Source organism: Larkinella bovis, assembly GCF_042655385.1.
Taxonomy (GTDB): Bacteria; Bacteroidota; Bacteroidia; order Cytophagales; family Spirosomataceae; genus Larkinella; species Larkinella bovis.
In genome coordinates this window covers 192,640-219,076 of the sequence record NZ_JBHSMA010000007.1, presented here as the reverse complement: position 1 = coordinate 219,076, position 26,437 = coordinate 192,640, and the positions used below count along the sequence as shown (strand labels likewise).

General features: G+C 52.6%; 21 protein-coding genes and 1 pseudogene. All 22 read left to right on the top strand.

What is annotated here, in order from left to right:
• Nucleotides 1-63: 63 nt before the first annotated feature.
• Complete coding sequence (locus ACFPMF_RS20385; RefSeq protein WP_379848580.1) at nt 64-3,411, top strand: VCBS repeat-containing protein; 3,348 nt, start codon at nt 64-66, stop codon at nt 3,409-3,411.
• Between the two features lie 5 nt (nt 3,412-3,416).
• A complete protein-coding gene (locus ACFPMF_RS20380) occupies nt 3,417-4,733 on the top strand; it encodes a vanadium-dependent haloperoxidase (RefSeq protein ID WP_379848579.1) in 1,317 nt (438 codons plus the stop codon).
• Nucleotides 4,734-4,803: 70 nt separating this feature from the next.
• A complete protein-coding gene (locus ACFPMF_RS20375; RefSeq protein ID WP_379848578.1) occupies nt 4,804-6,243 on the top strand; it encodes an alpha-L-fucosidase in 1,440 nt (479 codons plus the stop codon).
• Nucleotides 6,244-6,270: 27 nt separating this feature from the next.
• The gene (locus ACFPMF_RS20370; protein ID WP_379848577.1) at nt 6,271-6,624 is read left to right on the top strand and encodes a hypothetical protein; all 354 of its coding nucleotides are present in this window, start codon (nt 6,271-6,273) and stop codon (nt 6,622-6,624) included.
• A complete protein-coding gene (locus ACFPMF_RS20365; RefSeq protein WP_379848576.1) occupies nt 6,625-8,742 on the top strand; it encodes a carboxylesterase family protein in 2,118 nt (705 codons plus the stop codon).
• Between the two features lie 128 nt (nt 8,743-8,870).
• The gene (locus ACFPMF_RS20360; protein WP_379848575.1) at nt 8,871-9,725 is read left to right on the top strand and encodes a fumarylacetoacetate hydrolase family protein; all 855 of its coding nucleotides are present in this window, start codon (nt 8,871-8,873) and stop codon (nt 9,723-9,725) included.
• 48 nt (nt 9,726-9,773) lie between these two features.
• Complete coding sequence (locus ACFPMF_RS20355; RefSeq protein ID WP_379848574.1) at nt 9,774-10,178, top strand: four helix bundle protein; 405 nt, start codon at nt 9,774-9,776, stop codon at nt 10,176-10,178.
• Nucleotides 10,179-10,196: 18 nt separating this feature from the next.
• On the top strand, nt 10,197-11,021 hold the full coding sequence (locus tag ACFPMF_RS20350) for an amidohydrolase family protein (protein WP_379848614.1): 825 nt from the start codon (nt 10,197-10,199) through the stop codon (nt 11,019-11,021).
• 86 nt (nt 11,022-11,107) lie between these two features.
• Entirely contained in the window at nt 11,108-11,890 is a 783-nt protein-coding gene (locus tag ACFPMF_RS20345; RefSeq protein ID WP_379848613.1) for an L-fucose dehydrogenase, read from the top strand.
• A gap of 52 nt (nt 11,891-11,942) precedes the next feature.
• Nucleotides 11,943-13,238 carry an L-fucose:H+ symporter permease gene (gene fucP / locus ACFPMF_RS20340; RefSeq protein WP_379848573.1) on the top strand — a complete coding sequence of 432 codons (1,296 nt, stop codon included), beginning with the start codon at nt 11,943-11,945 and terminating at the stop codon, nt 13,236-13,238.
• 81 nt (nt 13,239-13,319) lie between these two features.
• On the top strand, nt 13,320-13,646 hold the full coding sequence (locus ACFPMF_RS20335; protein ID WP_379848572.1) for an L-rhamnose mutarotase: 327 nt from the start codon (nt 13,320-13,322) through the stop codon (nt 13,644-13,646).
• 75 nt (nt 13,647-13,721) lie between these two features.
• Nucleotides 13,722-14,507: an endonuclease/exonuclease/phosphatase family protein gene (locus ACFPMF_RS20330; RefSeq protein WP_379848571.1), complete on the top strand. Its 786-nt coding sequence runs from the start codon at nt 13,722-13,724 to the stop codon at nt 14,505-14,507.
• A gap of 67 nt (nt 14,508-14,574) precedes the next feature.
• Entirely contained in the window at nt 14,575-15,312 is a 738-nt protein-coding gene (locus ACFPMF_RS20325; RefSeq protein ID WP_379848570.1) for a (Fe-S)-binding protein, read from the top strand.
• Nucleotides 15,313-15,393: 81 nt separating this feature from the next.
• On the top strand, nt 15,394-15,903 hold the full coding sequence (locus ACFPMF_RS20320) for a hypothetical protein (RefSeq protein WP_379848569.1): 510 nt from the start codon (nt 15,394-15,396) through the stop codon (nt 15,901-15,903).
• On the top strand, nt 15,900-16,100 hold the full coding sequence (locus tag ACFPMF_RS20315; RefSeq protein WP_379848568.1) for a helix-turn-helix transcriptional regulator: 201 nt from the start codon (nt 15,900-15,902) through the stop codon (nt 16,098-16,100). Before ACFPMF_RS20320 ends, ACFPMF_RS20315 begins: the two co-directional genes overlap by 4 nt.
• A 38-nt stretch (nt 16,101-16,138) precedes the next feature.
• The gene (locus tag ACFPMF_RS20310) at nt 16,139-17,500 is read left to right on the top strand and encodes a lactate utilization protein B (protein ID WP_379848567.1); all 1,362 of its coding nucleotides are present in this window, start codon (nt 16,139-16,141) and stop codon (nt 17,498-17,500) included.
• 55 nt (nt 17,501-17,555) lie between these two features.
• Entirely contained in the window at nt 17,556-18,146 is a 591-nt protein-coding gene (locus ACFPMF_RS20305) for a LutC/YkgG family protein (protein WP_379848566.1), read from the top strand.
• 58 nt (nt 18,147-18,204) lie between these two features.
• Entirely contained in the window at nt 18,205-18,768 is a 564-nt protein-coding gene (locus tag ACFPMF_RS20300) for a GNAT family N-acetyltransferase (RefSeq protein WP_379848565.1), read from the top strand.
• Nucleotides 18,769-18,798: 30 nt separating this feature from the next.
• Nucleotides 18,799-19,515, top strand: coding sequence for a (d)CMP kinase (gene cmk, locus ACFPMF_RS20295; protein WP_379848564.1), 717 nt, complete (start codon nt 18,799-18,801; stop codon nt 19,513-19,515).
• Nucleotides 19,512-20,588, top strand: coding sequence for an NAD(P)/FAD-dependent oxidoreductase (locus ACFPMF_RS20290; RefSeq protein WP_379848563.1), 1,077 nt, complete (start codon nt 19,512-19,514; stop codon nt 20,586-20,588). The genes cmk and ACFPMF_RS20290 overlap by 4 nt, the downstream gene beginning before the upstream one ends.
• Before the next feature lie 57 nt (nt 20,589-20,645).
• Nucleotides 20,646-23,873: a hypothetical protein gene (locus tag ACFPMF_RS20285; protein WP_379848562.1), complete on the top strand. Its 3,228-nt coding sequence runs from the start codon at nt 20,646-20,648 to the stop codon at nt 23,871-23,873.
• Nucleotides 23,874-24,548: 675 nt separating this feature from the next.
• Nucleotides 24,549-26,437, top strand: a pseudogene (locus tag ACFPMF_RS20280) (hypothetical protein); the annotation flags it as partial.

Genomic DNA, 26,437 nt, shown 5'->3' with positions numbered 1-26,437 from the left:
TTTCAGAAATTAGTTTTAACTTCAACTTCACCCGTTGAAGTTTTTCGTTTTACGCATCTCATCATGGTTCTTCGCTCAGGAAATTCGCTACGGTTTTTGGGGTTTAATGTGTTCACCGCCAGCAGAGCAGGACTATTTTTTATCTGTCTTCAGGTCGCTGCGGCCCAGGGACAATCGACGCTGTTTCAGTTACTTCCGGCCAAACAGACCGGGATTGATTTCAGCAACGACATCGACGAAACCGAGAATCTGAACGTGCTGGCGTACGAATACTTCTACAACGGCGGTGGCATTGCCGTGGGCGATGTGAACGGCGATGGGCTGGACGATCTGTTTTTCACGGCCAATATGAAGCCCAATAAACTCTACCTGAACCTGGGTGGCTTGACGTTTAAAGACATTACCCGAAGCGCCGGTTCGGGTCTGGCCGGAAAACCGGGTAGCTGGAAAACCGGCGTCAGTATGGCGGATGTCAACGGCGACGGGAAGCTGGATATTTATGTCTGTTATTCCGGGAAGGTAGACGATGAGAAACGCCGGAATCAATTGTTTATCAACCAGGGCATTTCGAAGGATGGAAGCGTGACTTTTGCCGAACAGGCCAGACAATACGGCCTTGATGATCCAGGATACAGCACGCAATCGACCTTTTTCGATTATGACAATGACGGCGATCTGGACATGATGCTGTTGAACCATAATGTCAAGAAATACGACAATATGGAACTGGCCAAACTCCGGAACGAAACCGATGAACGGGCCGGTAATAAACTCTACGAAAATCAGAATAACCGCTTTGTGGATGTTTCGAAAAAAGCCGGGATTCACCAGTACCCCCTGACGTTTGGCCTGGGGATTTGCATCGCCGATGTCAATCAGGACGGCTGGCAGGATATTTACGTCACCAACGATTACAACGAATCCGATTATTTGTATATCAATCAGAAAAACGGCACGTTCAGGGACGAAACCCAGCAGTGTTTCCGGCACCTCGCGCAGTTTTCGATGGGCATCGATATTGCCGATTACAACAACGACGGTTTGCCGGATATCATGTCGCTGGATATGTTGCCGGAAGATAACCGGCGGCAGAAATTGCTGCAATTGCAGGAGAATTACGAGTCATTTGAGCTGATGATGCAGCAGAAGTTATACCGGCAATACATGCGGAATATGCTGCAATTGAACAACGGTAATGGCACGTTTAGCGAAATTGCGCAGGTGGCGGGTGTATCCAATACCGACTGGAGCTGGGCACCATTGCTGGCCGATTTCGATAACGACGGGTTTAAAGATTTATTTATCACGAACGGTTATCTGCGCGATTACACCAACAAGGATTTTCTGAAATACTGGGGTGATTACAAAGTACAGAAAGCGATTAAACGCGAGTCGGTGCAATTAATGGACCTGATTCGGGCAATGCCATCTACCAAATTACCCAATTATATTTTCCGGAATAACCGGGATCTTACTTTCAGCAATAAACAGGCGGATTGGGGTTTTCAAACGCCCACGATTTCGAATGGGGCCGTATACGCCGACCTGGATAATGATGGGGATCTGGAACTGATTGTCAACACCATCAACGAACCGGCTTTGGTGTACCAGAACCTGAGCCGGGAGCAAGCAAAAACCGCCTATCTTCAACTCAAACTGGTGGGTGACGGCAAGAACAGGAATGCGCTGGGGGCGAAAGTGACGGTGTATTCGCAGGGTAGGTTGCAGTACCAGGAACAGCAGCCGGTTCGGGGCTATCTTTCGTCGCAATCCCACCGGCTTCATTTCGGGCTGGATCAGGCCACCGGGGTCGATTCCATCAAGATCATCTGGCCCAACCTGAGCGAACAGAAGCTTACGCAGGTTCCGGTCAATCAGGTGTTGACGGTTACGCAGCAGGAAACCGGTGCCAAAACCGGCAGCCTGCTTGCTGAGAAAAATGGGCCCGGTGTTTTTCGGAAAACCGACTCAATCCTTTCCTTTCAGCACGAAGGCTACAGTGAAAATGATTTTAAGCGGCAACCGTTAATGCTGTTTATGTACTCCCAGGTCGGGCCGGTTTTGGCAAAAGGCGATGTGAATAAAGACGGCCTGGACGATCTTTTTATCGGTGGGGATAAAAATATAAATGGAAAAATCTGGGTGCAGCAAAAAGATGGCTCATTCAAAAAAAACGAAGAATTAACCATCGGCGACGAAGCGAATTCGGCCCTTTCGGCGGCTGTTTTTTTCGATGCCAATGGCGACGGATTTGACGATTTATACGTAGCGAAAGGCGGATATTCCTTATTCGAACCGAACTCGCCTTCGTTGCAGGATGCCCTGTATATCAACGACGGAAAAGGAAATTTAAAACTGATCACGACGGCGCTACCGGTGCTGAATGCCAGCAGTAAATCCTGCGTTCGGGTGCTTGATTTCGACGGCGATGGGGATCTGGATTTGTTCGTAGGGGGGCGGGTTATTCCCGGGCGGTATCCCGAACCACCAACCTCTTATTTGCTGGAAAACAATGGAAAAGGTCAGTTTAAAATCGTCAAAACCCCGTTCGCAAACGGGGGAATGGTGACCGATGCGCAGTGGGAAGACCTGGATGGCGACGGTCGGAAAGACCTGGTATTGTGCGGTGAATTGATGCCGGTTAAGGTATACGCTAATACGAAAGATGGTTTTGTCGATCAGACGAGCCGGTATTTTCCGGAAGAGGAAACGGGCTTCTGGTTTTCCATTACAATTGCCGACGTAAATGGCGACGGGCAGAAAGACATTATCGCCGGTAATCTGGGAGACAATTCCCAGATTAAATTTTCCAGAAAAGAACCGGCGGAACTGGTTTATGCGGATTTCGATAACAACGGTTCCATCGATCCTTTTTTCAGTTTTTATATTCAGGGTACGTCTTATCCGTTCGTAAGTCGGGATGAACTGAACGATCAGATTTTTCCGATGCGCCGGAAGTTTGGCTATTACAAAGATTATGCAACGGCGACCCTCCAGACTATTTTTTCGCCGGAGGACCTGGGTAAAGCGAAAAAAATGACCGTAACGGAGTGTCATACCGTTTGCTTCCTCTCGAAAAATGGCCGGTTTGAAAAGCGGGTACTTCCGTTGGCCGCGCAATTTTCTCCCGTTACCCAATCCCTGGTGGAAGACTTCGATCACGACGGTTTTATGGATCTGTTGCTGCTCGGAAACAAGTCTGATAACCGGCTGAAAATTGGCAGCATGGATGCCAGCTACGGCTGTTTTTTAAAGGGTAACGGGAAAGGAGATTTTACCTACGTAGATCAGAAAACGGCGGGTTTATCGGTCATCGGTGATGTGAAATCTGTCGTTGAATTGCAGGTCCAGCAGCAGAAATACCTGGTCATCGGTGCGTTTAACGAACCTCTTCAGGTTTACAAGAAATAAGAAGAATGCGGTATTTTATCCTGATTAGTTTAGTGTTCATTCATACCGCCCGGGGCCAGAAACCAACGCCTGACCCGGTTCAGCATTTGCAACCGACGGTTTTTGCGCTCACGATGGTGATGATTCACGACGTGGCCAATCCGCCCGCTGCCAGTCGGTTTTACACGTACTGTTTGCTGGGCGCTCACGAAATTGTGGCGCAGCATACGCCCGAAATTCCCCCGGCCACGCAATTCATCCGCAGCTTTAAAACGATTCCGGTTGAATCGTCGGCTCCGTATAACCACCAGATTGCCGCTCTTTTTTGCATGCTGGAAACCGGTCGGCTGATGCTGCCGTCGGGGTATATGCTGGAAGAGGAACAGCAAAAACTGACCGAATCGCTCCGGAAAGAAGGGTATACGAACGCCATGATTACGCAGGCGAAAACCGTTGCGGATGGTGTTGCCAAAAAAATAGTAGCGTATGCGGCCGCAGATCATTACCTGAAACTGAGTACCCGTTTGCGCTACCGCCCGATCCGGGGCGACGGTTTCTGGTATCCGACGCCACCGGGCTATATGGAAGCCATTGAACCCCACTGGCGGACCATTCGCCCGATGCTGATCGATACGTGCAGCCAGTTTAGGGCCGAACCACCCGTGGCATTTAGCAACGATTCGACCAGCGCGTTTTATAAACTGGCCTACGAAGTCTACCACGAGGGAAAAAATCTGGATGAGAAAAAACGGTTTATCGCTTCCTACTGGGATTGTAACCCGTTCGCGATCAATACGTCCGGACACATGATGATCGGATTTAAAAAAATCAGTCCGGGCGGCCACTGGATGAACATTACCAGCATTGCCACCCGCAAAGCCGGGCTGGATTTTGCCAGATCGATTCAGGTCCATACCTTAGTGGCGGCAACCTTGATGGACGCTTTTATCAGCTGTTGGGACGAAAAATACCGCAGCAACCGCATCCGGCCCGAAACCGTCATCAACCGGTTCATCGATCCGCGCTGGCAGCCGCTCCTGCAAACGCCACCGTTTCCGGAATATACGAGCGGCCACAGTGTGATTTCGACGGCGGTGGCCGAAGTGCTGACCTACCTGATGGGCGATCATTTTGCGTTTACGGATGATACGGAAGTGCTGTTTGACATGCCGACCCGCGATTTTCAATCGTTCCGGGAAGCGGCCGCCGAAGCCGCTATTTCCCGGCTCTACGGCGGGATTCACTACCGCGACGCCATCGAAAGCGGGCAAAAACAAGGCAGCGCCATCGGCGCGTTTGTGATCGAAAAAGTGAAGAAAGCCGGTATTAAGCCCATTCGTTAACAGACCGATCGGTGAACCTGGTCATCGGTGTTGGCCCTCCCACCCGAAAAGTAATCTAACCAACCAATTCATGAAATACAGGATTATCAGTTTAAGTGTAGCTCTTTTTGTCTCAATTTCCGTTTTGGCGCAGCAGCATTCCGAACAGAATCACTCCAAATATGTCTGGCCGAAAGATGAACAGGTGAAGAAAAAACTGGATCAGTGGCAGGATGTCAAATTCGGTTTGCTGATGCACTGGGGGACCTACAGCCAGTGGGGAATTGTCGAATCCTGGTCACTCTGTCCCGAAGACGAAGGCTGGTGTGAGCGCCGGGGACCCTACGCCAACGACTGGTATGGCTACAAAAAAGCCTACGAAAACCTGCAGACTACGTTTAATCCGACCCGTTTCAACCCCGAACGCTGGGCCGAAGCCGCCAAAACCGCCGGGATGAAATACATGATTTTTACGACCAAACACCACGACGGTTTCTGCATGTTCGATTCGAAGCAGACCGATTACAAAATCACCAGCTCGAAGTCGCCCTTTGCCTCGAATCCCCGCAGCAACGTGACGAAAGAAATTCTGGGCGCTTTTCGGAATCAGGGCTTTATGGTTGGAACCTATTTCTCCAAACCGGACTGGAACGTGGATTCCTACTGGTGGCCGTATTTTCCGCCGAAAGACCGCAACGTGAGCTACGATCCGAAAAAATACCCCGAACTGTGGAAGAAGTATCAGGATTTTACCTTCAACCAGATTCAGGAGCTGATGACGGATTACGGGAAAGTGGACATTCTGTGGCTGGACGGGGGCTGGGTGCGCCCGGCCAGCACGATCGATTCGACGGTGAGCTGGCAACGGACCATTCCCTACAGCCAGGACATCGACATGGCCCGGATTGCCGGGATGGGGCGCCAGAAACAACCCGGTTTGCTGGTGGTGGATCGGACGGTTTCGGGCGAATTTGAAAACTATGTCACACCGGAGCAGCAAATCCCCGATCATTACCTGCCCATTCCGTGGGAGACCTGTCTGACGATGGGCGATAGCTGGTCGTACATTCCGAAAGAAAACTTTAAACCAGCCCGGAAACTGGTGCAAATGCTGATCGATGTGGTGGCTAAAAATGGTAATCTGCTGCTCAACATTGCCCCCGGTCCCGATGGCGAATGGCACGAGGAAGCGTATGTCCGACTGAAAGAAATTGGCGACTGGATGCAGGTGAACGGCGAGTCGATTTACGGCACGAAACCGATGGCACCGTATCGGCAGAACCAGTGGGCCTTTACGACCAGCGGAAAAACCGTGTATGCGTCATACCTGCCAGCGGAAACGGAAACGACCCTGCCCGCAACCGTGACCCTGCCCATAGCGCCCGGACAGTCGAAAGTCAACCTGACCATTCTGGGTACCAAACAACCCCTGAAATGGAAAAAAGCGGGTAACGGAGTTGAGGTGACGGTACCGGAAAAAGTCCGGCAGCAACTGGCCGGAAAACCGGCCTGGGTGTTTAAAATTAGCTAATGATCCTTCTTCCCCTCCTGTTGTCCGATGAAAAATTGCCTGCTCACCTGTTGTCTTTTTCTGCTGAGTGGCTGTCTGGTTATTCAGGCGCAACGCGTGCACCTCTTCAGTCAGGGTTTGGCCATTGGGCCGTGTCACCAGTACGGACGCGAAGCTTTGTATACCGACCGGCTGGCCTATCATTTATACCGGGGCGATCTGAAAAAACCGGCTGAATCTCAGAGCCTCACGGCAGTCGGGGGCGATTCGCTGCGTTGGCAAACCGTTACGCCGGATTCGCAGGGGAAATTTCGCGGGCGCTCGTTCAATAACGGGTATCTGTATCTGACCTACACCGCCGATCGGGACCAGGTGGCGGTTTTACACGCTACGGGGCATTAGATGGTCTATGTCAACGGAGCTCCGCATGCCGGTGATCCGTATGCGCTCGGTTGGCTGTATGTGCCGGTGGCGTTGAAAAAAGGGCTGAACGAACTGTATGTCCGAACCTCCCAGTTTTCGCGGTTTCAGGGCTTAACGGCCCGGTTGATTTTTCCGGAAAAACCGGTGGCGCTGAACACTGAAGACCCGACATTGCCGAGCGTAGTGCCGGGCAATCAGACGGAACCGTTGTGGGGGGCGGTGGTCCTTATCAATACAACCCGTAAACCCCTGACGGGCCTGCAACTGAAAAGCCGGTTGGCGGGTAAAGAGCTGATTACCGAACTTCCCACGGTTCCGGCCCTGACGACCCGCAAGGTCGGGTTCCGCATGGATGCGTCGGCGGTTTCCAAAAAGGAAGATGGCAAAGTTGCTCTGAGTTTACTACAGGCCGGAAAACCGGTCGATGAAAAAGAACTAAGCCTGAGCGTGGCCGGACCGGGCGAGCACTACAGCCAGACGTTTATCAGCGAGATCGACGGTAGTGTGCAGTATTTCGGTGTCGCTCCGCAAAGCAAACCGGATGGCAAGGCGCCCGCCTTGTTTCTCTCCGTTCACGGGGCCGGTGTCGAAGCCATTGGGCAGGCGCGGGCGTACCAACCCAAGGACTGGGGGGTTCTGGTGGCACCCACAAATCGCCGGCCACGCGGGTTTAACTGGGAAGACTGGGGGCGACTGGATGCCCTGGAGGTGTTCAATCGGGCCAAAAAACAGTTCAGGCCCGATCCGCAACGGATTTACCTGACGGGGCACTCGATGGGCGGCCACGGCACCTGGTACCTGGGGGCGACCTTTCCGGGTAACTGGGCCGCCATTGCCCCCTGTGCCGGTTATCCGACCCTGGCCGGTTACGGTTCCCACGACGGAAAAATCCCGGAAGAAGGTGGCAACGCCATGGAAAAAATGCTGTTGCGGTCGAGCAACCCGAGCAACGTGCTCAGGCTGGCTTCGAACTACAAGCCGCTGGGCGTGTACATTCTGCACGGCGACGCCGACCGAACGGTTTCGGTGGAATACGCCCGCCAGATGCGCCAATTGCTCGGGACTTTTCACCCGGACTTTACGCACTACGAATACCCGGGCGGTTCGCACTGGTACGGCAACGAGAGCGTCGACTGGAAACCGCTTTTCGATTATTTCAGCTGGCACCGGATCAAGGCCGACAGTGCCGTTAACACCATCGATTTTACGACGGCCAACCCGGCGATTTCATCGACCCTGCGCTGGGCATCGGTGGAGCAGCAACACCATCCGTTGCAGTACAGCCGGATCGAGTTGAAACGGGATAAAAAAGCCAGAACCATCACCGGAAAAACCGATAATGTGCAGCGGTTATCGCTGAGTCTGGCTGATTTTGCGCCGGGAGAAACCGTATCCATCACGCTGGACAGCCTGAAAACCGTCAGTTATTCGGTCAGGAATGCCGATGATCGGTTGTATCTGATTAAGAATGAGCAGTGGAAAATTGGGGCAAAACCGGCGGTCCATCAGAAAGGGCCGCACCGCAACGGCACATTTAAAGAACCGTTCAATCACCGGATGGTGTTCGTATACGGTACCGCCGGAACAGCCGCCGAAAACGAATGGGCATACAACAAGGCTCGCTACGACGCCGAAACCTGGTATTACCGGGGCAATGGCGCGGTCGATATGGTATCCGATAAAGAATTCACTCCGGCCCGATATGCCGACCGGGGCGTGGTCCTTTTCGGAAACGCCACAACAAACCGGGCGTGGAGCAGTTTGCTGGCGACGTGCCCGATTCAGGTGAGCCGGGGGCAGTTGACCATCGGCACCGAACGCTATGCGGGGGAGGATATCAGCGCGTATTTTGCGTGGCCGCGGCCGGATAGCCCGGTGGCTTCGGTGGCCGCTGTGACCGGAACCGGTTTGGCTGGGCTGAAAGCAGCCGATGCCAACCAATATTTTGCCGCCGGTAGCGGTTTTCCAGATTTTATGATTTTCGGCCTGAACATGACGAAAGACGGTGTCAAAGGCGTCTGGAAAGCCGGTTTCTTTGATAACAACTGGCAGTTGGTAAACCGGGAATCCGTCGGCCAGGAAGTGGGAGGGCGTTAGACGAAAATGCTTGCCGGACGAATAAGATTTAGCCGGAACCGTGGCAATCCGGTTCCGGCGCTTTATTTTTGCGCGCACGGTTATAAATCGCGTTTTTGTCTCTTTATTTTTAAAAGTAAACCCTCCACATGAAACTATTTCGATTTGGTGCGCCGGACCAAGAGCGCCCCGGTGTGATGCTGCCTTCGGGGGCCAGTCTGGATGTATCGGCATTTGGACAAGATTACGACGAAGCTTTTTTTACCAATAATGGGCTGGAAAAACTGGCTGAATGGTTGAAAACCAACGAAGGCAATTGCCCGTCGGTGCCCGGAAACGTGCGTCGTGCGTCGTGCATCAAACGGCCTTCCAAGATCGTTTGCGTCGGCCTGAACTACGCCAAGCACGCGGCCGAAACCAACGCCCCGGTACCGGCGGAACCCATTCTGTTCTTCAAATCGACGACAGCGTTGGTAGGCCCCGACGATAACGTCATTATTCCGAAGAAATCCGAAAAAACCGACTGGGAAGTTGAGCTGGCCATCATCATCGGCAAAAAAGCGACCTACGTTTCCAAGGAAGAAGCCTTCGATTACATCGCCGGTTACGCCGTTCACAACGATTACAGCGAGCGGGCGTTCCAACTCGAGCGGGGTGGGCAATGGGTGAAAGGCAAAAGCGCCGATACCTTTGCTCCGCTGGGTCCGTTCCTGGTTACGACAGACGAAGTGCCGAATCCGAATAAATTGGGTCTCTGGCTGCGGCTCAATGGCGAAACGTTGCAGGATTCCAATACCGACGACATGATTTTTGACGTTCCGACGCTGGTCAGCTATATTAGCCAGTTCATGACGTTGTTACCGGGCGATGTGATTTCTACGGGTACTCCGGCCGGGGTAGGGATGGGCCTGAAACCGCAACGGTTCCTGAAACCGGGTGACGTCGTTGAACTGGGCATCGATGGCCTGGGAACCCAAAAGCAGACGGCTGTTTCTTATAGTTAAAAATGAAAAGTTATGAGTTAAGAGTTTGAAAAACGGCATTGAGTGCTTATGGACCGTAAGGAAAGTATTGTTCAGGGAAAAACGTTTGCGTTTGGGGTTCGGACGGTCAACCTGTATAAATGGTTGGTCGATACTAAGGTGCCTTATAAAATTGCAGAGCAATTACTAAGAAGCGGTACGTCAATCGGAGCGAATGTCGAGGAAGCCGCTGGCGGATATAGTCGCAAAGATTTCACCGCTAAAATGGGTATCGCTTACAAAGAAGCGCGTGAAACCCGCTATTGGCTTCGGTTACTTCAAGCTACCAATTACCTGAATGAGCGTATGGCAACCTCCATGTTGAGTGACTGTGAGGAATTGATAAAAATCTTAAGTTCCATCTTACTGACGACTCAGGAAAATACGAACATTGTCCGTGAGGATGATCCTGAATATTTAACTCTTAATTCTTAACTCATAACCCTTACCTAAATAATGATTGATTCTCACCAGCATTTCTGGCTCTACAATCCGGAGCGGGACAGTTGGATTACGGAAGATATGCAGCGGATTCGGCGGGATTTTCTGCCCGCCGATCTGGAGCCGGTTTTACGACAGAACGGGATCGATGGCTGTGTAGCCGTGCAGGCCGATCAGTCGGAAGCGGAAACGTTGTTTCTGTTGCAACTGGCCGAAGCCTACGGGTTTATCAAAGGGGTGGTCGGCTGGGTCGATTTACGGGCTTCAAATCTGTATGACCGACTGGAGTTTTTTTCGCAGTACGAGGAACTGAAGGGCTTCCGGCACGTGGTCCAGGCCGAACCGGAAGACTTTATGACGCGTCCGGAATTCATTCGGGGTGTCCGGCAACTGGCGGCTTTTGACTTTACCTACGACATCCTGATTTATCCCAATCAGCTCAAAGCCGCCTTCCATCTGGTGCGCGAAGTGCCGGAAGTATCGTTCATCGTCGATCATCTTGCCAAACCGTACATCAGGGACCAAAAAATCCGCACCTGGTCGAATTACATGACCGAGATTGCGAAACACCCGAATGTTTACTGCAAAGTGTCGGGGATGGTGACGGAAGCCGACTGGCAGCACTGGAAACCGGAAGACTTCCAGCCGTATCTGGATGTGGTTTTCGAACAGTTCGGACCCGACCGGCTGCTGTTCGGCTCCGACTGGCCGGTTTGCCTGGTGGCTGCGGAGTACGACCGGATGAAAAGCATTCTGGAGAATTACGTTGCGCCCTGGGGCGAGGAAGTCCGGCAGAAGGTGTTTGGGGCCAACGCGGTCAACTTTTACAACTTATAGTACCACGAGCCGGTTTGGCTCGTGTCAATTTTAGTGGAAACTGTTTATTGAAAACTCGTCACGGCCTGAAGGCCGCGTGTACCTTTATGAACCTGAACCTGAAAGAGAAAGTCATTATTGTAACCGGTGGAGCCAAAGGAATTGGCGAAGGAATTTCGTCGGTCCTGGCCGCCGAAGGCGCCATCCCGGTCATTGTGGGGCGCAACGAAGCCGACAACCAGCGGGCGCTGGAAGCCCTGACGGCGATTGGCGCGCAGGCCTTCGCGATCACGGCCGAACTGACCCAGCCGGAGGAATGCAAGAAGGCCGTCGACCAGACGCTGGCGAAATTCGGGCGTATCGACGGGCTGGTCAATAATGCGGGTGTTAACGACGGCGTTGGGCTCGAAAAAGGGGATTACGAGCGGTTTATGCAGTCGCTCCACAAAAATATGGTCCATTATTACCTGATGGCACACCATGCCCTGCCCGCGCTGAAAGCATCGAAAGGAGCGATTGTCAACATTACCTCCAAAACCGGCGAAACCGGACAGGGGAATACCTCGGCCTACGCGGCTGCCAACGGGGGACGGAGCGCCCTGACGCGCGAATGGGCGGTGGAGTTGTTGCCGTACAGCATCCGGGTGAACGCGGTGGTGGTGTCTGAATCCTGGACGCCCCTCTACGAAAACTGGATCAAGACCTTCGATGATCCGCAGGCCAAGCTGGACAGCATCCTGTCTAAAATTCCGCTCGAAAAACGGATGACGACGCCGGAAGAAATCGCCAATATGGTGGTCTTTCTGTTGTCCGACAAATCAAGCCACACGACCGGGCAGTTGATCTACGTCGATGGCGGGTACGTCCACCTGGATCGGGCGCTGACGTAAGCCTTGTCGATGGCTCTGCTAGAATTTTAACCTTCCAACTGCTAACCCTTTCATGGCATCCGTACCTTCTTCCACCAAGGCGTCGGCCCCTGGTACCACACGTAACTACACGATGGCGTTTGCGCTCGTGACGAGTTTGTTTTTTTTGTGGGCCTTCGTTCATAACCTGGAACCCATCCTGATTCCGCACCTCAAAAAAGCCTGTCAGTTGACGGATTTGCAGTCGGCGCTGATCGACTCGGCCGTGTATCTGGGGTATTTTCTGATGGCGCTTCCGGCGGGGTACGTGATGAAGAAGTACGGGTACCAGCGGGGCATTATTGCCGGTTTGCTGATGTACGCGGTGGGTGCGTTTCTGTTCGTTCCGGCGGCTGATACGCGGCTATACGGTTTTTTTCTGGGGGCGCTGTTCATCATTGCCTCGGGCTGTGCGTTTCTGGAAACCGCGGCCAATCCGTACGTGACGATCCTGGGCGACCCCGCGACGGCGACGACCCGCCTGAATTTCAGCCAGTCGTTTAATGGCCTGGGCGCGTTTCTGGCTCCGCTCGTGGGCGGAAAAGTGATTCTGAGCGGAATCGAACATTCGGAAGCCGAGCTCAGCGCCATGGCGCCGGCGCAGCTCAACAGTTACCTGCAATACGAGGCTGATCAGGTCAAGATGCCGTACGTAATTATCGGTGTGGTGGTGGTCGCGGTGGCGGTTTTGTTCATGTTTACGAAGCTGCCCGACATCAGCGAAAACGAAAAGAAAGCGCCTTCGACCCTGGGGTCGGTATGGCGGCACCGGCATTTGCGCTGGGGCGTGATCGCGCAGTTTTTCTACGTCGGAGCGCAGGTCTGCGTGACGAGCTTTTTCATCCGGTTTGCCAAATTTTCCAGCGATGTGCCGGAGAAAACCGCAGCCGAATGGCTGGGCTGGGCCATGCTGGGCTTTCTGATCGGCCGGTTTATCGGTACCTACCTGACGCGGTTCATTGCGGCCAACCGCCTGCTGACGATTTATTCGCTGATCAGCGCGGGTCTGCTAGCGGTGGCCATGACGATGCAATCGCAGATTGCGGTCTGGGCGGTTTTTGCCGTTCCGTTTTTTGAATCGATCATGTTTGCCACCATTTTCTCCTTAGGAATCAACCGGCTGGAAGAAGATACTGAACTCGGTTCATCACTGCTCGTGATGGCGATTGCCGGTGGGGCTTTATTCCCGGTTTTGATGGGGTATATCTCCGACCAGAGCAACATCAAACTCGCCTACATCGTCCCGCTGCTCTGCTTCCTGGTCGTGGCGTATTATGGGTGGAAAGAATACCAGCCGGTGGCGTTAAGAGGTAAGAATGAAGAGGTATGAGTAAAAAAACAAAGAAGGCGTCAACAAGCGCCGGGTAAATTCATTAACTCTTCATTCTTACCTCATAACTCTTCACTCTGTATGCGTTACTGTTTAGCCCTTGACCTCAAAGACGATCCGGCGCTGATTGCCGAATACGAAAAATACCACGAAAAACTCCGGCCCGAAATCGAAGAAAGCATCCGGTCGGCGGGCGTTACGGCGATGGAAATTTACCGCATCGGAAACCGGCTGTTCATGATCATGGAAACCGATGAGTCGTTTTCATTCGATAAAAAAGCCGCCATGGATGCTGCCAACCCGAAAGTACAGGAATGGGAAAACCTGATGTGGACCTACCAGCAGGCGTTGCCGATGGCCAAACCGGGTGAAAAATGGTTGCTGTTGGATAACATTTTCCGGCTTTAAGCATTGACCGAAACCTAAAAGGCGGTCAGGAATGGGAATTGTGCGTACTTTTGGCGTAAACCAACCGTACGAACCATGCAGAGAGTGTATCTGTTCCTGATTGTGCTGGTCAGTGGATTTTTTCGGGAAACGAACGCGCAATCAACCATTACCGTTTTAACCTACAATATTCACCACGGCGCCAATGCAAAAGAGCACAACACCATTGTGCAGATTGGTCGGCTGATTCGGGACTATAGTCCGGATCTGGTGGCGCTGCAGGAAGTCGATAGTGTGACCACCCGTAGCCGGAAGCAGGACCATCTGAGCCAGTTGGCGCGGCTGACATCCATGAATCCGTTGTACGGAAAAGCCATCGATTTTCAGGGAGGTAAGTACGGGACAGCTATCTTGTCGAAGTATCCTATCATTGCCAGTCAGAAGATGATGTTGCCGAATCCGGACAAAACCGAGCCGCGGATTTTGCAGTGTGCGTACGTGGAATTGCCGAATGAGAAAACCATCCGGTTTTGCAATACGCACCTCGATCACCAGTCGCCGTTGAACCGGAACCTGCAACTGGCGTTTGTGAATAACACGCTGGAAAACAGCATTCAGCCGGTGATTTGGTGCGGGGACCTGAATACGGATCCCGACGATCCGGAGATCGAAAAGCTGATGGACCGCTGGGTGGATGCCGGAAAAGATTCGAAAACGCCGACGCTGGTGGATTCCGGTGCGCGGATCGATTACATTCTGAGCCTGAAAAAAGGGGAACTCGAACTGGTTCGCTACCGGGTGCTGAATGTACCGAAGCTGTCGGATCACTTGCCGGTTCTGGCAACCTATCGCTTCCGAAAACCCAAAAATAACGGGCGTTGAGGGCGGGTTGGGACGAAAAGCAATCCCATTCGGCCAGTGAACGTTCCTATTAACTGCTCACTAAACGATGAAAGTCGCCCTTTTTTTGCCGTGCTACGTTGATCAGTTTTACCCCAAGGTCGGCATTGCGACGCTGCAACTGTTGGAAAAACTCGGGTGTACAGTGACGTATCCGCTTAATCAGACTTGTTGCGGGCAACCCATGGCAAACTCCGGGTTTGAAAATCTGGCCCACGACTGCAACGAGCTGTTTGTCAATAATTTTGGTGATAATTACGACGCGATTGTCTGTCCGTCAGGAAGTTGCGCGTTGCATATCAAACACCACCTGCATTCTGATAAGCGGGAGGCTGACGCCCAGCAAATCCGTAGCCGGATCTACGAACTCACTGAATTTCTGACTGATGTGCTGAAAGTGGAGGCCCTGCCGGCGCGGTTTCCGCACAAGGTTGGCCTGCACCAGAGCTGCCACGGCCAGCGCGGCCTGCACCTTTCGCAGATGTCGGAACTGGTGGCGGCTCCGTTTTCCAAACCGGAAAAACTGCTGCACATGGTCGATGACCTGGAGCTGATCGACCTCGACCGGAAAGACGAATGCTGCGGTTTTGGGGGAACGTTCTGCGTGTTTGAAGAAGCGGTTTCGGCCCGGATGGGTGTCGATCGGGTGGAAGATCACGTGCGGAACGGCGCCGAGGTGCTGACGGGGGGCGATATGTCGTGCCTGATGCATCTGGAAGGCATTGTTCGCCGGAAAAAACTGCCCGTGAAGGTGATGCACATTGCGGAAATCCTGAATCAGGACTAACCGGATAAAAAATAGTTGTAAAATTTCTTTGACTGTATGTAAAGTGTGTTTTACATTTGGTCAACTAAATTTGATATGACTATGAAAACACGTTGGTTATTTCCGTACCGTTACCAGTTGATGGGCTGGTTGTTGTTTATTCCGTCGGCGGTTCTGGGCCTTTTTACCCGGTATGCCGACTTTCGGTTTGCGTTTCTGGACGTTGCGTTTAACGCTCCGACGCCGGATTCGAATTTTTTGTTCCGCGCAATCTGGTGGCTGACGGACGGAGGGAGTTTTCTGTCCACTAGTGCGAATGTGATTAATTTTACCGACGAAATCGCGGCCATCGGCAGCATTATCGGTTTACTGTTTATCGCTTTCTCGAAAGAAAAAGTGGAGGACGAAATGATCAGCCGGCTGCGACTGGAGTCGTTGCAGTGGGCGGTTTACATCAATTATATCGTGCTGGGCGTGCTCATTCTCGTGGTGCACGGCGGTCTTTTTCTGGAAGTGATGATTTACAATATGTTTACGGTTTTGCTCATGTTCATCATTCGGTTTCGGCTGTCTATTCGGCGGAGTGAACGAACGGTTTTGATGGCGTTATGAAAAACCGGATTAAAGTGGCCAGGGCCGAACGGGATTTATCCCAGGCCGACCTGGCCGAACGGATTGGCGTAAGCCGGCAAACGATCAATTCCATTGAAACGGGTCGGTACGTTCCTTCCACGATTCTGGCGCTGAAACTGGCACAGGTGTTTGAGAAAACCGTGGAGGAGATTTTTCACCTGGAAGAAACGGATTAAAGTGATTTCATAGAAGAAGTCCATGACCTTTAAGTATGATGAATCATTCTCAGGCTGCTGAAGAATTCACGCACGACGTCGAGCGGACGACCTGGCACGACAAAACGCTGTGGTTTGTGCGTGAAAAACGCGACAAGGCGGTTTTCCAAATCCCGGAATGGGAAGCCCTGCGCGAAGCGGGTTCCCGTATAAAGGCGCATGCTCTATCCAATCTGGATGAGTATCTTCTTGAATTTGAACAAAATGCAATCCGGAACGGGGTAAAAGTCCACTGGGCTGCGGATGGCAAGGAGCATAACGACATTGTGCTCCAGATTCTGCAGGAAACCGGGGCCACGCAGATGGTCAAAAGCAAGTCGATGCTGACGGAAGAATGCCATCTGAACGATTTTCTGATCGAAAAGGGTGTCGATGTGGTGGATACGGATTTAGGCGAACGGGTCGTGCAGCTTGCCAAGGAACCGCCCAGCCATATCGTGATGCCCTGCATTCACAAGAAAAAAGAGGAGATCGGTGCGCTTTTTCACGAACACCTGGGCACCGAAAAGGGGGCTTCCGATCCGAAATACCTGGCCGAAGCGGCCCGTCAGCACCTGCGCGAAAAATTTATGACGCGTCGGGCCGCCCTGACCGGGGTAAACTTTGCGGTGGCCGAAACCGGCGGTTTTGTGGTGTGTACCAACGAAGGCAACGCCGACATGGGGGCCCACCTGGCCGATGTGCACATTGCCAGCATGGGGATTGAGAAAATTATTCCGAAAGCCCGGCACCTGGGGGTTTTTCTGCGGTTACTGGCCCGCAGCGCCACCGGTCAGCCCATTACGACGTATTCGAGTCATTTTCACCGTCCGCGTCCCGGCCAGACGATGCACATCATCATTGTCGATAATGGCCGGACCACCCAATTGGGCCGCCCGGATTTCCGGAATTCGCTCAAATGTATCCGGTGCGGGGCCTGCATGAACACCTGCCCGGTTTATCGGCGGAGCGGAGGACACAGCTACCATAATGCCGTCGCCGGACCGATAGGCTCCATTCTGGCACCGAACCTGGACATGCGTAAAAATGCGGATTTGCCGTTTGCGTCGACGCTCTGCGGTTCGTGTTCGAACGTGTGCCCGGTCAAGATCGACATTCACGATCAATTGTATAAATGGCGGCAGGTGCTGGCGGCAGAAGGCTACGTGGATAACAGTAAAAAGCAGGGTATGAAGCTGATGGCGAGCGTATTAGCCAACCCGAAGCTGTTCCGGTTTTCCGGGAAAGCCGGTCGGACCGTGATGCGGCTGGCCCCTTTTTCGGTTTCAAACCCGCTCAACCCCTGGTATAAACAGCGCGAAATGCCCGAGCCACCCAAGGAAAGCTTCCGGGAATGGTACGTGAAAAGAGGTAAGAGTTAGGAATTAAACGTTAAAACGGGAGAATGGCGGATTCGCTGGTCATTCCTGATACACTATGAGCAGTCGCGAACGTATTCTGGCCGCCGTCCGGCAGAACAAACCCGAGTTTCAGCCCTTGCCGGAGACGGCTACTTTCCAGGCTGATTATCCCGATCTGGTTGCCAAATTTTCGGAAATGCTCCGGTTTATCGGCGGAACCCCCGTCGTTGTGGCAAATTTCGGCGAAGCGGAAACCTATATCCGGCAGACGTATGGCGATCTGTCCAACATCGTCAGCAAGGTGCCTGCGCTGGATCACCTGGCTACCGCCACCGCCGATGTCGAGGATCCGCACCGGTTGGAAGCCGTCGATCTGGCGATTATTCAGGGGGTGCTTGGCGTGGCCGAAAATTCAGCCATCTGGGTGCCGGAGGAGCGCGGAGGCCATAGGGTATTGCCGTTTATCTGCCAGCATCTGGTGTTGCTGCTGCCTACGACGGCTCTGGTGCCGAATATGCACGATGCGTATGACCGGCTGAACGTCGGCGAATCCGGTTTTGGCGCTTTTATTGCCGGGCCGTCGAAAACCGCTGATATTGAACAGGCTTTAGTTATTGGTGCGCACGGTGCCCGGAGCCTTTCCGTGGTGCTGGTGCAAAATTCATAACCAAAAAGTAAAAAGCCGTATTGTAAAAAGCGTATATTGGCCAAAAACGCCCCGCAAGTTGGCAACGATTTATCTGGATACCTGTGCGCTACGTCCCTGGCGCGATGGCGATGAGTTTTCGTTATCGGAGCACGCCAATAACCGTAAAATCTGGGACCGTGTTCGTGACTTTTTTCCGCATCCTTACACCGTGCGGGATGCCAGTTCGTGGATACGGATGAACCGGTCGTACCAGCAGCCGGTTAATCTGGCCATTGATATTGGTGGGAAAGCCGTTGGCAATGTGGGTTTTACCATTAAGGAAGACATTTATCGACACAATGCCGAAATCGGTTACTGGCTGGGTGAATCGCACTGGGGACAGGGCATCATGACGGAGGTCGTACCGGCCATGGTCAATTACATCTTCGTTAATTTTCAGGTCAATCGCCTGTTTGGCTGTGTGCTGGAGGGCAACCATGTCTCGATGCGGGTGCTGGAGCAGGCCGGTTTTCGACCGGAAGCTATTTTGAAAAAAGCTGCGTTCAAAAATAACCAATACCTCGACGAACACATCTTCGCCATGCTCCGGGCCGAATTTGTCGCCCGGCAGAATGCCATTTCCTACGCGCGGAAGCAGTAGAGTTCCCCGGAAAGTTGTTTCTTTGCACTCATGCCAAAAATTGTCATTGCCATCGACGGCTATTCCAGTTGCGGGAAAAGTACGACGGCCAAACAGGTGGCGGCCCGGATGGGCTATGCCTATATCGACACGGGGGCGATGTACCGGTCCGTTAGTTTGTATTTTAGCCAGCACCATGTAGCATTGACCAATCCCAAAGCGGTGGAAGATGCTCTGCACGATATTCATATAACCTTCAATTTCAACCCAAAAACGGGCCGGAATGAAACCTGCCTCAATGGGTTAAATGTGGAGGAGGAAATTCGGAAAATGTATATTTCCAATATCGTTAGCGAAGTAAGCGCCATTCCGCAAGTACGATATGCCCTGGTAGCGCAGCAGCAGCGGATGGGCCGGAAACGGGGCGTCGTTATGGATGGCCGCGATATTGGAACGAAAGTATTTCCAGACGCTGAGTTGAAGATTTTTATGACCGCCGACCCGGTTATTCGGGCGCAGCGCCGACAAATCGAGTTGTTGCAACGGGGCGAAATGGTTGGTCTGGACAGTATCCTCGAAAACCTGAAAAAGCGGGATTTTATCGATAGTAACCGGACTGAAGGCCCGCTCCGCAAAGCAGAAGATGCTATTGAGCTCGATACGTCGTACATTACACTCGACGAACAGACCGAATGGGTCATTCAGCTGGCCGACGAAAAAATCTCGAAACTTCACCGCAAAGGGCATTTCAACCCGTTGACTACATGAACGCCGATTACCTGATTGTCGGACAGGGCATTGCTGGCTCGGTGCTGGCCTGGACGCTGGATCAGCGGGGTAAAAAAGTGGTTCTGGTGAATGCCTCCCAACGCCCCTCGGCATCGATGGCGGCCGCAGGGATTTTTAACCCGTTAACCGGCAAAAAACTGGTCCGGACCTGGAAAGCGGATGTGTTGTTTCCCTATCTGCACCGGTTTTACGGCGATATTGGTAAGCAGTTGGGCGTTCCCTTGCTGCATTCGTCCACCATTTACCGCCCTTACCGTTCCGTGGAGGAACAAAATACATATCTGGCCCAGACCGCCGATGAGGGTATTCGCCAGTATGTGCTTGAACCGGTAGACGATCAGACCTATGCACCTTATATTCGTAATCCCTACGGCGGGTTGGCGGTCACCCAGTCGGGCTGGCTGGATGTGCCGGTTTTTCTGGAAGTCATCCGAACATTTTTTCGGGAGAAGGAGCAATATATCGAAGCGGTTTTTGATTATAAGGAAGTAGAAATCAGTGAGAAGGCGGTTTTCTGGCAGGGGCAGACGTTCGATAAACTGATTGTGTGCGAGGGGCCGTACGCCAGCCAGAATCCGTGGTTCGACTGGTTGCCCTATAATCCGGTGAAAGGGCAGACGCTGGATGTTGAGATGGACCAATACGGAATTTCCGATATCGTTAACCAGGGAGTCTTTATAATGCCCGTTCAATCAAATTGTTACCGGGTTGGGGCCACTTATACCTGGCACGATATCGACTGGCAAACAACCGAAGACGGAAAAGCGTTCTTAGAGCAGAAATTACAGCCGTTGTTAAAAGTGCCTTACCGGGTTGTCGGGCAGCGGGTTGGCATCCGCCCGGCTACGAAGGACCGGCGTCCGTTAATTGGGCTGCATCCGGCTTTTTCGACCCTGGGCATTTTTAACGGATTGGGTACCAAAGGGGTATCTTTAGCGCCTTTTTTTGCCGGTCAGTTTGCCGACTTTCTGGAGGGCCGGAAAGAATTAGATCCGGAGGTGAATATTGCGCGTAGCTTTTCGTTATATTACAGTGGAAAAAAAGATGTCTAGGGTTGGCTGTCCGCCGGTTTAGGTCAGACCCGAAACGATGCCTAAAAGTAGTTTAATATGAGTAAGCAAGTTATACTGTGCATTGCCGGACTGTTGCTGGGTGTGGGGGCGATGGCCCAGAATTATCCTTCGCAGGAACAATTCGGCCGAAACCGCATCCAGTACCGCAAATTCGACTGGAAGGTCATCAAGACCTCCAACTTTGAAATTTACTTTTACCAGGATGGTAATCAGATTGCCAACCTGGCCGCGCAGTATGCCGAAACCGATTTTGACCGCATTACGGAAATCCTGGGGTATACTCCTTATAATCGGATCAAGGTATTTATTTACAACTCGCCCCAGGAACTGGCCCAGAGTAACATCGGTCTGAGCGCTCCCAGCGGCACCAATTACAAGGAATTGAGCCTTGCCAAATCCCGGCTGGAACTGGCTTTTACGGGTGATCAGATTAGTTTCCGCAAGCAACTCATCAAAGAAGTTTCGTTACTTTTTGTGTACGACATGCTGTATGGTGGTAGCCTGAAGGATGCCTTGCAAAGTTCGTTGCTGCTTTCGCTGCCGGAATGGTACATGCCCGGGATCGCATCATATATTGCCGATGGCTGGAGTGTCGATATGGATGATTACATGCGCGATGTTGCCCTGACGCGTCCGGTTCGCAAACCGTCGTCGCTGGTTGGCGAGGAAGCCATGTACATCGGTCACTCGATCTGGAACTACATTGCCGAACGGTACGGGAAAGACAATATTTCCAACATTCTGAACCTGACCCGGATTATCCGGAATGAGCAGAACAGTATCGCCAGTACCCTTGGCGTTCCGTATTCCCGGTTTTTGCGGGAATGGCGCGAATACTACGCATCAATGGCCAAGCCCATCAGTGAAGCGTATAAGTCCGGTGATGATACCTTCCAGGTAACGGTTTCAACGTCCAAAGAACCGTCGCAGCTGACCAGCCTGAAGCTCAGCCCCGATCAGAGCCATTATGCGTACGGCACGGCCTGGCGCGGCAAATACGAAGTCGTGCTCGTCAACACCCAAACCCAGAAAAAATACGTCATTCGGAAAGGCGGTTACAAGCAGGATGAATCCCCGGTCAAACCGGCTTCCCCACTCGTGACTTTTCAGCGCAATAATCTGCTCGTCTTGACGGAAGAAAAAGGACAGACTTATCTCTATATCTATACCGAACTTGATAAGAAGCCGAAACTCAAGCAGCGGGTTATCGTTCGGGGGGTTAGTCAGGTGGTGGATATGGATGCGTCCGACGACGGAGCAAGTGTGGTTTTCAGCGCCGACCGCCGGGGGCAGAACGATTTATACCTGTTTAGTATCGGACGGGGGACGGCTCAGCAGCTGACCAATGATTTGTACGACGATCTGTATCCGCAATTTGTGGGCCGGACCCGTCAGATCGTCTTTGCGTCCAACCGCCGGATCGACTCGCTGGGCGTTGACAAGGGAACGTATAAAACCATACGCAACCAACTCAGCCTGTTCATGCACGATGGGACACCCCGGGCCGAAGCAGTCACGCGGTTGACCGACTCCCTGAGTACGGCCATTCGTCCGGTTGCCTCGAGCGAAAACACCATCTATTTTCTTGATGATGCAACGGGGGTTCGGAACCTGGTCCGGTTGGATCTGGAAAATAAAACGAAAGAGCTGGTGACCGGTTTTAGCCAGGGCATTCGCCGGTTTGATCTGAACCCCACTTCGGGGGCCATGGTTTACAGCCAGATCCGGAACGGGAGTGAAGTGATCGGTTTCCGTTCCCGCGTCAACCTGAGCCAATCGCTACAGCTTCCGCTAACGCGCCGGGCGACGGTGCTGGAAGTACCCAAAGCGGAAGTAACCAGCAAACAGTTGGCCCCGGTAACCAATGCCCCGGCTCCGGCCGCGGTTGATTCGACCGCCTTATCGTCTTCGTCCACTATGAAACTGGAACCGGGGGAGGTGGATACGGACAATTACCAATTTGATAGCGATGTGGCCAAGTCCATCGAATACCGGCAACGCCGGCCCACGCAAAGTACAACCGCATCCCTGTCGATTCCCCGGACCCGCCGGCGCGAAAACGTAACCATTCGCGGACCGTTCAAGTATCAGGGGTTATTCGTCGCCAGTGATGCCAGTTCCGACTGGCGCATCGATCCGATTCGGGGCTTCGGTTATTTTCAGTCCCTGACGATGAACGACCTGCTGGAGAATCATATCATCCGGGCCGGTTTATTTATCACCACAAACCTGCGCAATAGCGACCTGTTTGCCGAATACCATAAACTGGTAGACCGGATCGATTATAGCGTTCGCTTCGATCGCAAAACCATCTTCTCCGACGCCAATCCCAGTTTTTACCAGAAATACCGGTTTAATAAAGTGACCATGTCGGCTTCGTATCCGATCTCCGTCAACAGCCGGTTTACGATTGCGCCTTTCTACGTCGTGACGCGTTACCTGGATCTGTTGCAACCGGGGGGAGCGTCGTCTGATTATACCGGCGCGAAAGCGGAATACGTTTTCGATAACACGTCCCTCAACGGCATGAACATGATCGAAGGAACCCGGTTTAAGCTTCGGTACGAGAATTATGTTGGGTTGACGGAACGGGTGGAAAACGGTGTTCGGCGGGGCGCGGGAAGCTTTGACCGGATCGCGCTTGACCTGCGGCATTACCAGCGTATCCACCGCGACTTTGTGCTGGCCCTGCGACTGTCGGGTAGCCACTCGGCTGGTCGGGCTCCGAAAAAGAGCACGCTGGGTGGGATGGAAAACTGGATCGGCATTTCCGAAGGTGTCAAAGATCCGAAAGCCAATAATCCGCTGACGATGCCGGTCAACCGCGACAATCGGGATGTGTTCTTCCTCGAACTGGCCGCTCCGTTGCGTGGTTTCCGGCTGGGTAAGCTGACCGGAACCAGCCATATGCTGGCGAATGCGGAGTTCCGGTTGCCGGTTATCCGGTATTTGCACCGCGGACCGGTTACGTCCAACTTCCTTCGGAACTTCCAATTGGTGGCCTTTAGTGATATTGGTACGGCCTGGGCGGGTAAAGGGCCGTTCAGCCGTCAGAATAGTCTGAATACGGAGATTGTGGGTGGTGCCGGCGATCCGTTCCAGGCGACGGTTACCAACTTCAAAAATCCGTTCCTGGTGGGCTACGGGGCTGGTGCTCGAACGATGCTATTCGGTTACTACGTCAAATTTGATTATGCCTGGGGGGTTGAAAACAATGTCGTCGGTAAACCGATCGCTTACCTGACGCTGGGGTACGACTTCTAATTTGTTCGGCACAAATCAAAAAACCGGCTACTGAGCCGGTTTTTTGATTTTAGGCCCGTCTATTCTTCAGTCCTGAACGGCTGTGGCATAATTTTCGCTTATAATAACTTGTGCATACAAGTTTAGTTGGGCTGCCATGTGGTGAAATCCTGCAACTGACGAGTGACTTTTATTGATTTGTAAAGTCTGAAATAAAGGCATACGCTGTTTGTGAGCGAAGGCATTGAAACAGACACAAAAGGTCATCAGATGAAAAGAACATCTACTTTGGATACAGGCGTTTTTCAACAACGTACAGTTGCCCATTGTACCAGCCTTGAGAATGGCCGAGGGGAGGACAGATTGATGCGATTTCAGACGCAGCCAGTATTTCCAGTGTCAGATGACAACCGTCGTAGGAATCCACACCCTGTTATGAAAGCATCAAACGGTCGATTGAAAACCATTTTCTGGTATTTCGTCCCTTTGCAGACTCATGTTCCGTTCTCAGCATTGCCTTTTAATTGTTTGGCAAAACAATTAAAAGGCCGATTTCCCTCCACTATTTCTTTTAGAAATTTCCGTCTGTGGCAACTCCTGCTTTTGCTAGTATGCAATGTCGGCATGGTGATAGCCCAGAATCCCAATCTGTATGTTCAGCAAAGAATAAATAATACGAATCCCGTCCTAAATGAAGTGGTTTCATACACCCTGGTGGTCGGTAATGATGGTACGGGAGCAGCAAGTGGGGTGTTAGTTACCAATGAATTGCCCGTTGGAGCACAGCATTCAACCTACACAATTCTCCGGGGGGGCGGTTCTTATACGCCGGCAACCGGAAATTGGAACATCGGGGCCATTGCGGCAGGCGATTCGGTTATGCTGGAACTGAAAGCCAAAGTCGTTCAGAAAGGGGTGTGGTTTAATACCACCGAAGTCGTTGCTAGCCAGGGAAACGATCCGAACTCAATCCCCAATAACCACGATTTATCGGAAGATGACATTGCCTTGACCTGCTTTTCCGTCCCGCTGGACTGGTATGCGGGTGATGAATTTACGGTCACGATTCCCATTTCGTTAACCAATGTTCAGTGGACTCGTAACGGTCAAGCCCAGTTTCCAGCCAGTCAGGCGGAGGTGTCGGGGAGTACATTAATTATCAAGTCGCCGGGGACGTATTCGTTTTCGGGAATGTTCGGAAGTTGCGCCATTAGTGGCTGTTGCGCCATTGTTGTTGTTCCGGGTCCAGCGTGTCAAATTGTTCCGACGGCCCTGATTAACCCTGCCTGTGAAGGAAGCCCATTGGTATTAAACGCTACGGCTACGGGCGGCTCCGGACCGTATCAGTATGTATGGACAGGCCCAGACGGTTTTAACAGAACCGGGCAGAGCCAGACGATTCCGGTGGCAACTACGGCCAACGCCGGAGTTTATACGGTTAAAATAACGGATGCGAACAATTGCACGGCAATTGCCACTGCCACCGCCGTAATTGGAACACTGCCGGTGGCAATCTGTAATTCCCCAGTATGCGAAGGCGGGACGGTTTATCTGTCGGCAACGGAAGGCGGAAGCAGCTATTACTGGACTGGGCCTCATGGTTTTACCAGTACGTTGCAGAGTCCCACAATCCCGAATGCGACAACGGCTAACTCAGGAAGTTACACGGTTGTCATCACCGGGACCTCCATATGTTCGGGAACGGCCATCACCAGTCTGAAAATTCTTCCGAAACCGCTTATCAATGCCCTAGTTAGCAACAGTGCCTGCATTGGGGGCGGGTTCAATTTATCGGCAACTGTTACCGGGGCAACAGAGCCTTATGAGTATATCTGGACGGGTCCCAACGATTTTTATGAAACCGGTCAGACGGTGGCGGTTTCTAACGCCCAAACCTCTCATAGTGGGAGTTATACTGTAACCGTATATAGCCAGGATGGATGTGGCAATCACGCGGTAACTGTTCCAATCACAGTAAAGGCCTGTTATTGTGATCCTGTGGCCGGAGCGATACCGCCTGCGGTTTGTGTCGGAGGAGCGATCAGTCTGACAGCCACTGCCGGGTTCACTAGTTATTTCTGGAGGGGCCCAAATAATTTTACGTCGTCTTTACAAAATCCGCTTATCACCGAAGCTCAGCTAACGCATAATGGAAGTTACACGCTAACCGTAACCGGGCCGAACTGTACCGGTTCGGCGGTTGTGAACATAACCGTGCAGGGACTACCCGTTGCGCAGGCGTCTTCCACAACGGCCTGTGCGAACGGAATCGCATCCATTCATTTAAATGCTTCGGGGGGCAGTAGCTACCGTTGGAAGGGCCCCAATGGATACGCCAGCAATGGGCAACACCCGGTGCTGAGCCCGGCCAGTGTGTCCCAGAGTGGGACCTACACGGTGGTGGTCACTAGTGGCAGTGGGTGTACGGCGGTGGCGATGACCAGTGTGAGTGTGGGCTCCTGTCAGCAGCCCTGTAGCCTGTCGGTGAGCGTGCCAACTCCTGGTGCCGTGTGTGTGGGGGGCAGTGTGGGGTTGACCGCTAGTGCCAGTGGGGGCAGTGGTAACCTCAGTTATGTGTGGAGTGG

What these genes read in the sequence shown, in the direction of transcription:
- ACFPMF_RS20385 (WP_379848580.1), top strand. Translation starts at nt 64, where the DNA reads ATGGTTCTTCGCTCAGGAAATTCGCTACGGTTTTTGGGGTTTAATGTG.
- ACFPMF_RS20380 (WP_379848579.1), top strand. Translation starts at nt 3,417, where the DNA reads ATGCGGTATTTTATCCTGATTAGTTTAGTGTTCATTCATACCGCCCGG.
- ACFPMF_RS20375 (WP_379848578.1), top strand. Translation starts at nt 4,804, where the DNA reads ATGAAATACAGGATTATCAGTTTAAGTGTAGCTCTTTTTGTCTCAATT.
- ACFPMF_RS20370 (WP_379848577.1), top strand. Translation starts at nt 6,271, where the DNA reads ATGAAAAATTGCCTGCTCACCTGTTGTCTTTTTCTGCTGAGTGGCTGT.
- ACFPMF_RS20365 (WP_379848576.1), top strand. Translation starts at nt 6,625, where the DNA reads ATGGTCTATGTCAACGGAGCTCCGCATGCCGGTGATCCGTATGCGCTC.
- ACFPMF_RS20360 (WP_379848575.1), top strand. Translation starts at nt 8,871, where the DNA reads ATGAAACTATTTCGATTTGGTGCGCCGGACCAAGAGCGCCCCGGTGTG.
- ACFPMF_RS20355 (WP_379848574.1), top strand. Translation starts at nt 9,774, where the DNA reads ATGGACCGTAAGGAAAGTATTGTTCAGGGAAAAACGTTTGCGTTTGGG.
- ACFPMF_RS20345 (WP_379848613.1), top strand. Translation starts at nt 11,108, where the DNA reads ATGAACCTGAACCTGAAAGAGAAAGTCATTATTGTAACCGGTGGAGCC.
- fucP (WP_379848573.1), top strand. Translation starts at nt 11,943, where the DNA reads ATGGCATCCGTACCTTCTTCCACCAAGGCGTCGGCCCCTGGTACCACA.
- ACFPMF_RS20335 (WP_379848572.1), top strand. Translation starts at nt 13,320, where the DNA reads ATGCGTTACTGTTTAGCCCTTGACCTCAAAGACGATCCGGCGCTGATT.
- ACFPMF_RS20330 (WP_379848571.1), top strand. Translation starts at nt 13,722, where the DNA reads ATGCAGAGAGTGTATCTGTTCCTGATTGTGCTGGTCAGTGGATTTTTT.
- ACFPMF_RS20325 (WP_379848570.1), top strand. Translation starts at nt 14,575, where the DNA reads ATGAAAGTCGCCCTTTTTTTGCCGTGCTACGTTGATCAGTTTTACCCC.
- ACFPMF_RS20320 (WP_379848569.1), top strand. Translation starts at nt 15,394, where the DNA reads ATGAAAACACGTTGGTTATTTCCGTACCGTTACCAGTTGATGGGCTGG.
- ACFPMF_RS20315 (WP_379848568.1), top strand. Translation starts at nt 15,900, where the DNA reads ATGAAAAACCGGATTAAAGTGGCCAGGGCCGAACGGGATTTATCCCAG.
- ACFPMF_RS20310 (WP_379848567.1), top strand. Translation starts at nt 16,139, where the DNA reads ATGAATCATTCTCAGGCTGCTGAAGAATTCACGCACGACGTCGAGCGG.
- ACFPMF_RS20305 (WP_379848566.1), top strand. Translation starts at nt 17,556, where the DNA reads ATGAGCAGTCGCGAACGTATTCTGGCCGCCGTCCGGCAGAACAAACCC.
- cmk (WP_379848564.1), top strand. Translation starts at nt 18,799, where the DNA reads ATGCCAAAAATTGTCATTGCCATCGACGGCTATTCCAGTTGCGGGAAA.
- ACFPMF_RS20290 (WP_379848563.1), top strand. Translation starts at nt 19,512, where the DNA reads ATGAACGCCGATTACCTGATTGTCGGACAGGGCATTGCTGGCTCGGTG.
- ACFPMF_RS20285 (WP_379848562.1), top strand. Translation starts at nt 20,646, where the DNA reads ATGAGTAAGCAAGTTATACTGTGCATTGCCGGACTGTTGCTGGGTGTG.